The 12,692-nt window shown below is 65.0% G+C and carries 11 protein-coding genes; 7 read left to right on the top strand and 4 right to left on the bottom strand.

The window, feature by feature from the left end:
- Positions 1-291 precede the first annotated feature (291 nt).
- Entirely contained in the window at positions 292-4,188 is a 3,897-nt protein-coding gene (purL, locus tag IN820_RS15595) for a phosphoribosylformylglycinamidine synthase (RefSeq protein WP_193681837.1), read from the top strand.
- A 340-nt stretch (positions 4,189-4,528) separates the two neighbouring features.
- Positions 4,529-4,846, top strand: coding sequence for a Nif3-like dinuclear metal center hexameric protein (locus IN820_RS15590; RefSeq protein ID WP_037038603.1), 318 nt, complete (start codon positions 4,529-4,531; stop codon positions 4,844-4,846).
- 35 nt (positions 4,847-4,881) lie between these two features.
- On the opposite strand, the gene IN820_RS15585 is transcribed toward IN820_RS15590, so the two are convergent.
- Together IN820_RS15585 and IN820_RS15580 are read right to left on the bottom strand one after the other, a co-directional pair.
- Positions 4,882-5,385: a L,D-transpeptidase family protein gene (locus tag IN820_RS15585; RefSeq protein WP_193681836.1), complete on the bottom strand. Its 504-nt coding sequence runs from the start codon at positions 5,383-5,385 to the stop codon at positions 4,882-4,884.
- A 27-nt stretch (positions 5,386-5,412) separates the two neighbouring features.
- Positions 5,413-5,964: an NUDIX hydrolase gene (locus tag IN820_RS15580; RefSeq protein WP_193681835.1), complete on the bottom strand. Its 552-nt coding sequence runs from the start codon at positions 5,962-5,964 to the stop codon at positions 5,413-5,415.
- 222 nt (positions 5,965-6,186) lie between these two features.
- Here IN820_RS15580 and IN820_RS15575 point away from each other — a divergent pair, with 222 nt between their 5' ends.
- The 4 genes from IN820_RS15575 to purT all read left to right on the top strand — a co-directional run bounded on the left by IN820_RS15575 (position 6,187) and on the right by purT (position 8,812).
- Positions 6,187-6,804 (top strand): CoA pyrophosphatase, encoded by a 618-nt coding sequence (locus IN820_RS15575; RefSeq protein WP_193681834.1) that lies wholly within the window; start codon positions 6,187-6,189, stop codon positions 6,802-6,804.
- Positions 6,805-6,877: 73 nt separating this feature from the next.
- Positions 6,878-7,399 (top strand): gamma carbonic anhydrase family protein, encoded by a 522-nt coding sequence (locus IN820_RS15570; protein ID WP_193681833.1) that lies wholly within the window; start codon positions 6,878-6,880, stop codon positions 7,397-7,399.
- Positions 7,396-7,587, top strand: a complete 192-nt coding sequence (locus IN820_RS15565; RefSeq protein WP_193681832.1) for a DUF1289 domain-containing protein — start codon at positions 7,396-7,398, stop codon at positions 7,585-7,587. The genes IN820_RS15570 and IN820_RS15565 overlap by 4 nt, the downstream gene beginning before the upstream one ends.
- Before the next feature lie 43 nt (positions 7,588-7,630).
- Positions 7,631-8,812: a formate-dependent phosphoribosylglycinamide formyltransferase gene (gene purT / locus IN820_RS15560; protein WP_193681831.1), complete on the top strand. Its 1,182-nt coding sequence runs from the start codon at positions 7,631-7,633 to the stop codon at positions 8,810-8,812.
- A 31-nt stretch (positions 8,813-8,843) separates the two neighbouring features.
- Here purT and IN820_RS15555 read toward each other — a convergent pair whose 3' ends face one another.
- Entirely contained in the window at positions 8,844-10,127 is a 1,284-nt protein-coding gene (locus IN820_RS15555; RefSeq protein ID WP_193681830.1) for an HlyC/CorC family transporter, read from the bottom strand.
- Between the two features lie 17 nt (positions 10,128-10,144).
- On the bottom strand, positions 10,145-10,945 hold the full coding sequence (locus IN820_RS15550; protein WP_193681829.1) for a cytochrome C assembly family protein: 801 nt from the start codon (positions 10,943-10,945) through the stop codon (positions 10,145-10,147).
- Between the two features lie 250 nt (positions 10,946-11,195).
- Between IN820_RS15550 and ffh the strand changes: the two genes are divergently transcribed.
- Entirely contained in the window at positions 11,196-12,572 is a 1,377-nt protein-coding gene (gene ffh, locus IN820_RS15545) for a signal recognition particle protein (protein ID WP_193681828.1), read from the top strand.
- Positions 12,573-12,692 lie beyond the last annotated feature (120 nt).

Here is a 12,692-nt window from a genome sequence, read left to right as displayed (position 1 = left end):
TTGCAGCTTGCAGCTTGCAGCTTGCAGCTTGCAGCTTGCAGCTTGCAGATCGGGTCATGCTTCTCCGACCCGACGAGCGGAGTTACGGTGGATGTAAAAAGCGACATCCACCCTACGCAGCCCATAGATTGGGGGGGAGCGCAGCGAAGCCCAGCGCGCGCGGTGTCGGACGCCGACTTCGGCGTGGTGGTGGGCTTCGGTGCCATGCGCCTCAACCCGGCCTACGCTCGGCTGCCGTCATGGGCTAGAATACGCGCCCCGACTGCTCCCCCCTCCGAGGCTGTTCCGACGATGTTGATCCTGCGCGGCGCTCCCGCTCTTTCCGCCTTCCGTCACGGCAAGCTCCTGGCACAACTGGCCGAGAAGGTCCCCGCGGTGAGCGGGCTGTATGCCGAGTTCGCTCATTTCGCCGAGGTATCCGGCGCGCTCGGCGCGGATGAGCAGCACGTGCTGGCCCGTCTGCTGAAGTACGGCCCCAGCGTGCCGGTACAGGAACCCGCCGGCCGGCTGTTCCTGGTGGTACCGCGCTTCGGCACCATTTCGCCCTGGTCGAGCAAGGCCAGCGACATCGCCCGCAACTGCGGCCTGGACAAGATCCAGCGCCTGGAGCGCGGCATCGCCTACTACGTGCAGGGCGATATCGCCGACAGCGACGTGCCGCTCGTCGCCGCCGCGCTGCACGACCGCATGACCCAGCTGGTGCTGGGCCGCTTCGGGGAAGCCGCCCAGCTGTTCAGCCATGCCCAGCCCAAGCCGCTCACCGCCGTGGACGTGCTCGGCGGCGGCCGTGCGGCGCTGGAACAGGCCAACGTCGAACTGGGCCTGGCCCTGGCCGAGGACGAGATCGACTACCTGGTGCAGGCCTTCACCGATCTGGGGCGCAACCCGCACGACATCGAACTGATGATGTTCGCCCAGGCCAATTCCGAGCACTGCCGGCACAAGATCTTCAATGCCAGCTGGGACATCGATGGCGAAAGCCAGGACAAGTCCCTGTTCGGCATGATCAAGAACACCTACCAGTTGCACAGCGAAGGCGTGCTGTCCGCCTACAAGGACAACGCCGCGGTAATCGTCGGCACCGTTGCCGGGCGCTTCTACCCGAACCCTGAAACGCGTGAGTACGCCGCGAGTCGGGAGCCGGTGCACATCCTGATGAAGGTGGAAACCCACAACCACCCGACCGCCATCGCGCCGTTCCCCGGCGCCTCGACCGGCTCCGGCGGCGAGATCCGCGACGAGGGCGCCACCGGTCGCGGCGCCAAGCCCAAGGCCGGCCTGACCGGCTTCACCGTGTCCAACCTGAACATTCCCGGTTTCGAGCAGCCCTGGGAAAAGCCCTACGGCAAGCCCGAACGTATCGTCACGCCGCTGGACATCATGATCGAAGGCCCGCTGGGCGGCGCCGCGTTCAACAACGAATTCGGCCGGCCGGCGCTGACCGGCTATTTCCGCACCTTCGAGCAGTCGATCGCCACCCCCCATGGCGACGAGGTGCGCGGCTACCACAAGCCGATCATGCTCGCCGGCGGCATGGGCAATATCCGCGAAGATCATGTGCAGAAAGGTGAAATCAGCGTCGGCGGCAAGCTGATCGTGCTCGGCGGCCCGGCCATGCTGATCGGCCTGGGTGGCGGTGCCGCGTCCTCCATGGCCACCGGCACCAGCTCCGCGGACCTGGATTTCGCCTCCGTGCAGCGCGACAACCCGGAGATGGAGCGCCGCTGCCAGGAGGTCATCGACCGCTGCTGGCAGTTGGGCGAGCACAACCCGATCAAGTTCATCCATGACGTCGGCGCCGGCGGCCTGTCCAACGCCTTCCCCGAGCTGGTCAACGACGGTGGCCGCGGCGGGCGCTTCGAGCTGCGCAACATCCCCAACGACGAGCCCGGCATGGCACCGCTGGAAATCTGGTGCAACGAGTCCCAGGAGCGCTACGTGCTCTCGGTCGATGCGGCCGATTTCGAGCGTTTCAAGGCCATCTGCGAGCGCGAACGCTGCCCGTTCGCGGTGGTCGGCGAGGCCACCGAGGAGCCGCACCTGACCGTCGCCGACAGCCATTTCGGCAACAAGCCGGTGGACATGCCGCTCAACGTGCTGCTCGGCAAGGCGCCGCGCATGCACCGCAGCGCCAGCCGCGAGGCCGAGCTGGGCGATGATTTCAATGCCGCCTCGGTCTACCTGGACGATGCCGTGTCGCGCGTGCTGCGTCACCCGGCCGTGGCCAGCAAGAGCTTCCTGATCACCATCGGCGACCGCAGCATCACCGGCCAGGTGGCGCGCGACCAGATGGTCGGCCCCTGGCAGGTGCCGGTGGCTGACTGCGCCGTGACCGCCACCAGCTACGACGTGCATACCGGCGAAGCCATGGCGATGGGCGAGCGTACCCCGCTGGCGCTGCTCGATGCCCCGGCCTCGGGACGCATGGCCATCGGCGAGACGCTGACCAACCTCGCCGCCGCGCGCATCGAGAAGATTTCCGACATCAAGCTGTCCGCCAACTGGATGGCCGCCGCCGGCCATCCGGGCGAGGATGCGCGGCTGTACGACACCGTCCGCGCCGTCGGCATGGAGCTATGCCCGCAGCTGGGCATCACCATCCCGGTGGGCAAGGACTCGATGTCGATGAGGACCCGCTGGTCGGAGGAGGGCACCGAGAAGAGCGTGACCTCGCCGCTGTCGCTGATCGTGTCCGGCTTCGCCCCGGTCGTCGACATCCGCCAGACCCTGACCCCGCAGCTGCGCCTGGACAAGGGCGCCACCGACCTGATCCTGATCGATCTCGGTCGCGGCCAGAACCGCATGGGCGCCTCGATCCTCGCCCAGGTCTACGGCAAGCTCGGCCGCCAGGCGCCGGACGTCGACGATGCCGAGGATCTGCAGGCGTTCTTCGCCGTGATCCAGGGACTGAATGCCGACGGCCTGCTGCTGGCCTACCACGACCGTTCCGACGGCGGCCTGCTGACCACCGTGCTGGAAATGGCCTTCGCCGGCCATTGCGGCCTGAACCTGAGCCTGGACGGCCTGCTGGACGATGCCGACGACATTCCGGCCGTGCTCTTCAACGAGGAGCTGGGCGCCGTCATCCAGGTGCGCCAGGACGACACCGAAATCGTCCTCGCGCAGTTCAGCGCGGCCGGTCTCGGCGATTGTGTCGCGGTAATCGGCCAGCCGGTCAACAATGGCTATGTGTCGGTGCGGCTCGACGGAAATGACGTCTTCAGTGGCGATCGCCGCCTGCTGCAACGCCAGTGGGCCGAGACCAGCTACCAGATCCAGCGCCTGCGCGACAACGCCGACTGCGCCGACCAGGAATTCGATGCGTTGCTGGAAGAGGACAATCCGGGCCTGAGCGCCAAGCTCAGCTTCGACGTGAATCAGGACATCGCCGCGCCCTACATCAAGCGTGGCATTCGCCCGCAGGTGGCGGTGCTGCGCGAGCAGGGCGTCAATGGCCAGGTGGAGATGGCGGCGGCGTTCGACCGTGCCGGCTTCAGCGCGATCGATGTGCACATGAGCGACATCCTTTCCGGTCGTGTCAGCCTGGACGCCTTCAAGGGGCTGGTCGCCTGCGGCGGCTTCTCCTACGGCGACGTGCTCGGCGCCGGCGAGGGCTGGGCCAAGTCGATCCTGTTCAACGCGCGTGCCCGCGACGGCTTCCAGGCCTTCTTCGAGCGCAAGGACAGTTTCGCGCTCGGCGTGTGCAATGGCTGCCAGATGATGAGCAACCTGCACGAGCTGATTCCGGGCAGCGAGAACTGGCCGCACTTCGTACGCAACCGCTCGGAGCAGTTCGAGGCGCGCGTGGCGATGGTCCAGGTGCAGGACTCGCCATCGATCTTCCTCCAGGGCATGGCCGGCTCGCGACTGCCGATCGCCATTGCCCATGGCGAGGGGCATGCTGAGTTCGAAAGCGAGGAAGCGCTGCTGCAGGCCGATCTATCCGGCAGCGTGGCGTTGCGCTATGTCGACAACCACGGCAAGGTCACCGAGCGCTACCCGGCCAACCCGAACGGTTCGCCGCGCGGCATCACCGGTCTCACCAGTCGCGACGGACGCGTGACCATCATGATGCCGCACCCGGAGCGGGTGTTCCGCGCCGTAACCAACTCCTGGCGCCCGGACGAGTGGCAGGAAGACGGCGGCTGGATGCGCATGTTCCGTAATGCGCGGGTGTGGGTGGACTGATCGGCTGAAACCCGGCTCGTTCCCCGCAGGCCCGCTGATGCGACGTATCAGCGGGCCTTTTCAATTGGCTCTGTCCCACTTGCGTGTTGCTCGAAGTGTCGAGGTGTTCTGAACGTCCGTAGGCGCGGGCATGGCCCGCTCCTGCAGGGGTACGTCTATCCGCAACAGCCGACTCAGACAGAACCTTTCAATTCGGCCATGCGTTGCCCGTGAACCGGCCCCGGTTGCCGATGCCTCAGTTTTGATTTGCAACACTTTTTGCCGTGAGTGCAAATGGCAAAATGCCATCCCTTTTTTGCCCGATGCGCTAGCACCGGGTTTCTTTCGCACGGAGAGGTCGATGTACAAGCTGTGTTTCTATGTTCCGGAAAGCCATCTGGAAGCAGTCAAGAAAGCAGTGTTCGCCGCGGGCGCTGGTCGGATCGGCGCGTACGACAGCTGCTGCTGGCAAGTGCTTGGCCAGGGCCAGTACCGTCCGCTGGAGGGCAGCCAGCCGTTCCTGGGTCAGTTGGGGCAGGTGCAGCACGTGGCCGAATGGAAGGTGGAAATGGTGGTCGCCGACGAGCTGATTCACGACAGCGTCAAGGCGATGAAGAAGGCCCATCCCTACGAAACGCCCGCTTTCGACGTCTGGCGCCTGTCGGACATGCAATTCTGAGTCGAGCCGCTCGGCAGCCGCGCCCAGCGATCCCCCTATGGACGAATCTCGATCAGGGTGCCGTCTTTGACCAACGTCCAGATCTCGCGCATGTCGTCGTTCTTCAGCGCGATGCAGCCCTCCGTCCAGTCCAGGGTGTGAAAGAACCATTCCGGATAGTCCTCATCCAGTGGGGTGCCGTGGAGCATGATCATGCTGCCGGGGGCTACGCCTTGTTCCCGGGCGCGCGCGAGATCGCGGGCGTTGGGATAGGAGATATGCATGGCCAGGTTGAACTTGTCGCTGGTCTTGCGCCAGTCGACCCAGTAGAAACCCTCCGGCGTGCGCTGGTCGCCTTCGCGCAGCTTCGCCCCCTGCGGCTGTTTGCCGAGTGAGATGCGGTAGCTTTTCAGCGTCTGGCCGCGGCTTATCAGGTGCAGCTGACGCTCCGACTTGACCACCAGGATCTTGTCGATGGACGTGCCCGCCAGGCTGGGCGTCGCGTTGGCGTGGGAGAGCACGGTGAAGATGAGGCAGGCAAGGGCGAACAGCCAACGCATCGAAGCTTTTCCTGAGTGGGAACTGCATCAGACCTGTGTTCTTCTGCGCATGGGCGCCATGGCCTCGTTGCGTACCGGGAAGGTCTGCTGCACCCGGTCGGTGAAGAAGCATTCTAGGGTACGGCCGATGGTCGGAAAAGCCAGCTCGGACCAAGGGATGTCCTGCTGTTGGAAGAGCCTCGCTTCCAGGCTCTCGTCCCCGGCGCAGAAATCCAGATCGACCAGTTCGGCGCGGAAGAACATGTACACCTGGTTGATGTGCGGCAGGTCGAACAACGTGTACAGCTGCAGGTCCCTGACTCTGGCGCAGGCTTCCTCCAGGGTCTCGCGTTGCGCGGCCTGCTGCAGGGTCTCGCCGTTTTCCATGAAACCGGCCGGCAGGGTCCAGTAGCCACGGCGTGGTTCGATCGCGCGGCGGCAGAGCAGCACGCGGTCCTCCCAGATGGGGACGCAGCCGGCGACAATGCGCGGGTTCTGATAATGCACGGTCTGGCAGCTGTCGCAGACGAAGCGCGGTCGATTGTCGCCATCGGGGATGCGGACAAATACGGGATTGCCGCACAGGTTGCAGAACTTCATGAACGATTCCCAGGCCTGGGGTCTGTGGCAGATCTTGGTTCGTCCGTGGCGATTCGGCAAGGCCGCGTCGGCGTTGGCGCCTGGCTGACGATCCGTGTCGGGCGTCGCGCCGTGGCGTCATCGTCATCGAACCAAAGGATGGTTTCGATAGGCTTTTTTGAGGCCTTGGGCGGTTCAGCCTTTCATGCCATGATGCCAATCAAAGACGAAACGAGAACATTCATGCTGGACACAATACTCCAACGGGTGCGCGACTATTCCCCGCATCTCCTGGAGCCGGAGGGGCGTCTGCCCGAGGCGGCCGTGCTGATGCCGATCACGCGCAGTGAATCGCCGGAGCTGGTGCTGACGCTCCGCGCCGCCGGCCTGTCCACCCATGGCGGGGAGGTCGCCTTCCCCGGTGGGCGTCGCGATCCGGAAGACCGCGACCTGTTGCAGACAGCCCTGCGCGAGGCCGAGGAGGAGGTCGGCCTGGCGCCGGGGATGGTCGAGGTCATCGGCCCGCTCAGCAGTCTGGTGTCGGTGCACGGTATCCATGTCACGCCGTACGTCGGGCTGGTCCCGGATTACGTCGAGTATCGCGCCAACGATGCCGAGATCGCCTCGGTGTTCTCGGTGCCGCTGAGCTTCTTCTGCCAGGACCCGCGCGAAGTCACCCATCGCATCGATTACCAGGGGCGGAGCTGGTACATCCCCTCCTACCGTTATGGCGAATACCAGATCTGGGGGCTGACGGCGATCATGATCGTCGAGCTGGTGAACCTGGTGTACGACGCCGGTATCGAGATGCGCCGCGCGCCGAAAACCTTCGTCGACCTGTCCGGTCGCGGCGAGCCCTGAAACGGGTCGCCGAGATGCCGACGCACGTCCGGCCGGCCAGCGTTCCATTCATCATGATAGAGAGGTCCGCGTTGTGAAATATCGTCTGGGAGAATCGCGTGTCGATGCCCATCCGCAGAGCTGGATCGCGCCCAACGCGACGCTGGTGGGCAAGGTCCGCCTGGATGCGGGTGCCAGCGTCTGGTTCGGCGCGGTGCTGCGCGGGGACAACGAGCTGATCCATATCGGCGAGAACAGCAATGTCCAGGACGGCAGCGTGATGCACACCGACATGGGGCACCCGTTGACGCTGGGCACCGGCGTGACGGTCGGCCACAACGCCATGCTGCATGGCTGCAGCGTGGGCGACTACAGCCTGATCGGCATCAATGCCGTGGTGCTCAATGGCGCGAAGATCGGCAGGCATTGCATCATCGGCGCCAACACCCTGATCGCCGAGGGCAAGGAGATTCCCGATGGTTCGCTGGTGGTGGGTTCGCCCGGCAAGGTGGTGCGCGAACTGAGCGAGGAGCAGAAGAAGATGCTCGAGGCCAGCGCGGCTCATTACGTACACAACGCCCAGCGCTATGCGCGCGACCTGGAGCCGGATGAGTGACTGCCGGGGAGAAGCCTGTCGCCTCGCCCTGCGTCAGCCTCTGCGCGCTGGATGAAGACGATGTCTGCGTAGGATGCCAGCGCAGCGCCGATGAGATCCGGCGCTGGGGGCTGATGGACGACAATGAGCGTCGTGAGGTCTTGCGGCGTTGTAACGAACGGGCCCGCATGAGCGGCCAGTTGATGTAAGTAGCGCGGTTTGCGCTGTATTTTTCAGGTAACGAGGAATCCCATGCCACGAATAGGCACTCCGCTGTCCGCCAGCGCCACCCGCGTCCTGCTCTGTGGTTGCGGTGAGCTCGGCAAGGAACTGGTCATCGAACTGCAGCGTCTGGGTGTGGAAGTGATCGCCGTCGATCGCTACGCCAACGCGCCGGCGATGCAGGTTGCGCACCGCAGCCACGTGATCGACATGCTCGATGGCGCCGCCTTGCGGGCGGTGATCGAGCAGGAGCGGCCGCATTACATCGTGCCGGAGATCGAGGCCATCGCCACCGCCACGCTGGTGGAACTGGAAGGTGAGGGCTATACGGTGATTCCCACCGCCCGCGCGGCTCAGCTGACGATGAACCGCGAAGGTATCCGGCGTTTGGCGGCCGAGGAGCTCGGCCTGCCGACGTCGCCCTATCGGTTCGCCGATTCGCTGGAAGAGTGCCGCGCCGCGACGCAGGCGCTGGGGTTCCCGTGCCTGATCAAGCCGGTGATGAGTTCCTCCGGCAAGGGCCAGTCGGTACTCCGCGGTGAGGTCGATATCGAGGCCGCCTGGAATTACGCCCAGGCCGGCGGTCGGGCGGGCCGGGGGCGGGTCATCGTCGAGGGCTTCATCGACTTCGATTACGAAATCACCCTGCTGACCGTGCGTCATGCGGGCGGCACCCGCTTCTGTGAGCCGGTCGGGCACCGTCAGGAGAAGGGCGATTACCAGGAATCCTGGCAGCCCCAGGCGATGGCCCCGGCGGCCATGGCGGAGGCGAAGCGGATCGCGTTGGCCGTCACCGATGCCCTGGGCGGGCGTGGCATCTTCGGCGTCGAGCTGTTCGTCAAGGGCGATCAGGTGTGGTTCTGCGAGATTTCGCCGCGGCCGCACGATACCGGCCTGGTGACCCTGGTTTCCCAGGATCTCTCGGAGTTCGCGCTGCATGCGCGGGCGATTCTCGGCTTGCCGATTCCGGCGATTCGCCAGCTCGGTCCGGCCGCTTCGGCGGTGATCCTGGCGGAAGGCGAATCGAGCGAAGTGAGCTTCGGCAACCTGGCTGCCGCGCTCGGCGAGCCGGATACCGCGTTGCGACTGTTCGGCAAGCCTGGCGTCAGCGGGCAGCGGCGCATGGGCGTTGCGCTGGCGCGGGACGTCTCGATCGACGCGGCGCGGGAGAAGGCCCTGCGCGCCGCGGGTGCGGTGAAAGTCCAGCTTTGATCGAAAGGGTGCCGGTTCGTGCCGGCTCCCGTCATTCCGATTCCTCGTCCGCCTGCGCGTCGCCGATGGTCCAGGCGCGCACACTCTTCACGCGATTGTCCGCCGCCTGGAGGATTTCCAGGCGGTAGTCGCCGACCTGCAGGCAGATGCCGCTGTCGGGAATATGCTCCAGGGCTTCGGTGATCAGGCCGTTGAGCGTCTTCGGGCCATCGCAGGGCAGCTTCCAGTCCAGGGCGCGGTTCACTTCGCGGATGTAGGCGGCACCGTCGATGACCAGCGTGCCGTCGTCCTGCGGATGAATGTCCGGGCTGCGCAGGCTGTCCTGGTTGCTGAATTCGCCGACGATCTCCTCGAGAATGTCTTCCAGCGTGACGATGCCGCGTACATCACCATATTCGTCGACGACGATGCCGATCCGGCGCTTCTGCTTCTGAAAGTTCAGCAGTTGGGTGGAAAGCGGTGTGTTCTCGGGGATGAAGTAGGGCTCGCTGCTGGCTGCGAGCAGGCTGTCCTTGGTCAGTTGGTCATGGCTGAGCAGGCGGGCGATCTGGCGCATGTGGACGATGCCTTCGACCTGGTTGATGTCGTTGCGAAACACCGGCAGGCGGGTATGGGGCGTGGTGCGCAACTGGCTGACGATGGACTCCAGGTCGTCGTCGAGGTCGATGCCGGTCACCTCGTTGCGCGGGATCATGATGTCGTCGACGGTGACCCGCTCGAGGTCGAGGATCCCCAGCAGCATGTTCTGGCGATTCACGGGCAGGTCGCTGCCGGACTCGCGCACCACGCTGCGCAGCTCTTCGGTGGAGAGGCTGTGGTCGCCCTTGTTGGAGAGGTCGACGCCCAGTAGCCTGAGCAGCCCGTTGCTCACCCAGCCGAGCAGGGCGACCAGCGGGTAGAGCACCTTCTGCAGCAGCATCAAGGGCAGGCTCACCGGGTAGGCGATGATCTCCGGGCGCAGCGCCGCCAGCGTCTTGGGGGTGATTTCGCCGAAGATCAGCAGGATGATCGTCAGGCCGATGGTGGCGATGGCGATGCCCGCCTCGCCCCACAGCTGCATGGCCAGCACGGTGGCGATGGAGGAGGCGAGGATGTTGACGAAGTTGTTGCCGACCAGGATGGTGCCGAGCAGGCGATCCGGGTGGGCGAGCAGCTCGCTGGCGCGCCGCGCGCCTCGATGCCCTTCCCTGGCCTGGTGGCGCAGGCGATAGCGGTTGAGGCTGAGCATGCCGGTCTCGGAGCTGGAGAAGAACGCCGAGCACAGCAGCAGAAAGACCAGCAGGCCGACCAGAAAGCCGGGGTGTAGATTTTCCACGCGTTAGCCTGTTCGCTTCAGATGTGCAGGATGAATTCGCGGACCAGCTTGCTGCCGAAGTACGCCAGCATCAGCAGGCAGAAACCGGCCAGGGTCCAGCGGATGGCCTTGTAGCCGCGCCAGCCGAGCTGGTGCCGACCCCACAGCAGCAGGCCGAAGACGACCCAGGCGATGACTGAAAGCAGCGTCTTGTGGACCAGGTGCTGGGCGAAAAGGTCGTCGAGAAACAGCCATCCCGAGAGCAGCGAGGCGGACAGCAGTATCCAGCCGGCCCAGAGGAAGCCGAACAGCAGGCTCTCCATGGTCTGCAGCGGTGGGAAATTGCGGATCAGGCCCGAGGGGTGCTTGTGCTTGAGATGATGATCCTGCAACAACAGGAGCAGGGCCTGGAACACGGCGATGGTCAGCATGCCGTAGGCCAGGATCGACAACAGGATGTGCGCCAGTATGCCCGGCGCCTCGATGATGGTCGGTGCCGTGCCGGATGGCGCGAACTGGGCGAAGAGCACGGTCAGGCAGCCCAGCGGGAACAGCAGCAGCAGCAGGTTCTCCACCGGCATGCGGTACAGCGCCAGCAGGATCAGCAGGATGACCGCGGCGGCGATCAGGCTCGAAGCGGTGAAGAAGTCGAGATGCAGGCCGCTTGGCGACAACAGCTGGATGAAGAGGCTGAAGCTGTGGGCGAGCAGGGCGAGTACGCCGATGGCGAGCAGCAGGCGCTTGTCCGGCACCGCGCGTTGCGCCAGACGCAAGCTTTGATAACCCGTGACGCCCGCATACAGAGCGGCGGCGGCTAGGCTGGGTAGCAGAGGATGCATAGGTTCTGGTAACGAGCTCGAAAGGTCGTGAGTGTGGCACAAACACCGGAGGCGCAAAAGCGGCTGGGTAAGGATCGTCGCGCCGGGCCCTGCTTCGGGTACTCGCGGCGTGCCGCTCCGACCCGGCAGGCTTGCGGATGGAGACGCGATGCCCCGCTCGCGGGACGAAAAGCATCGCGCTCGGGGTACCGGCCTGGCGCCTCCACCTTCTATAATCGCGCCCTTCAGCACATCCAGCGTGGAATGGCTCATGTTCGAAAACCTAACCGATCGCCTCTCACAAACGCTTCGCCATGTCACCGGCAAGGCCAAGCTGACCGAGGACAACATCAAGGACACCCTGCGTGAAGTGCGGATGGCCCTGCTCGAGGCCGACGTTGCGCTACCGGTGGTCAAGGAGTTCGTCAGCCGGGTCAAGGAGCGCGCCGTCGGCACCGAGGTCTCGAAGAGCCTGACGCCGGGCCAGGCGTTCGTGAAGATCGTCCGCGCCGAGCTGGAAGAATTGATGGGCGCGGCCAACGAGGATCTCGCGCTCAACGTCGCGCCGCCGGCGGTGGTGCTCATGGCCGGCCTGCAGGGTGCGGGCAAGACCACCACGGTCGGCAAGCTGGCGCGCTTTCTCACGGAGCGTAAGAAGAAGACGGTGCTGGTGGTCTCTGCCGACGTCTATCGTCCGGCGGCGATCAAGCAGCTGGAAACCCTGGCGGCTGAAGTCGGGGTGACGTTCTTCCCTTCGGACACTGGCCAGAAGCCGGTGGAAATCGCTCAGGCGGCGATCCGCGAGGCCAAGCTCAAGTTCATCGACGTGGTGTTGGTGGATACCGCCGGTCGCTTGGCCATCGATGCCGAGATGATGGCCGAGATCCAGGCCGTGCATGCGGCGATCACTCCCGCCGAGACGCTGTTCGTGGTCGACGCGATGACCGGCCAGGATGCGGCCAATACCGCCAGGGCGTTCGGCGAGGCGCTGCCGCTGACCGGTGTGGTGTTGACCAAGGTCGATGGCGATGCCCGTGGCGGCGCCGCGCTGTCGGTGCGCCATGTCACCGGCAAGCCGATCAAGTTCCTCGGCATGGGTGAGAAGAGCGACGCGCTGGAGCCGTTCCATCCGGATCGTATCGCCTCGCGCATTCTCGGCATGGGCGACGTGCTCAGTCTGATCGAGCAGGCCGAGCAGACGCTCGATCGCGAGAAGGCCGAGAAGCTCACCAAGAAGCTCAAAAAAGGCAAGGGCTTCGATCTCGAGGATTTCCGCGACCAGCTGCAGCAAATGAAGAACATGGGCGGCCTCGGCGGGCTGATGGACAAGCTGCCGTCGATCGGCGGGGTGAATCTGTCGCAGATGGGGCATGCCCAGGGCGCGGCGGAGAAGCAGTTCAAGCAGATGGAAGCCATCATCAACTCGATGACCCCGGCCGAGCGGCGCAACCCGGACATCATCAGTGGCTCGCGCAAGCGCCGTATCGCCATGGGTTCCGGCACCCAGGTGCAGGATATTGGCCGTCTGATCAAGCAGCACAAGCAGATGCAGAAGATGATGAAAAAGGTCACCGGCAAGGGTGGCATGACCAAGATGATGCGCGGCATGGGCGGCATGTTCCCCGGCGGCGGGATGCCGAAGTTCTAGAAAAGCAGCTGCAAGCTGCAAGCCATAAGCTGCAAGAGAAAAGCTTGACGGACTTTGGGCTCCGGCCCGCACGCTTGCAGCTTGCAGCTTGCAGCTTGCAGCTTGCAGCTTGCAGCTTGC

Source organism: Pseudomonas lopnurensis (assembly GCF_015070855.1).
Taxonomy (GTDB): Bacteria; Pseudomonadota; Gammaproteobacteria; order Pseudomonadales; family Pseudomonadaceae; genus Stutzerimonas; species Stutzerimonas lopnurensis.
Note: the sequence above shows the minus strand (reverse complement) of the source record. Positions and strands in the feature narration are given on the sequence as shown.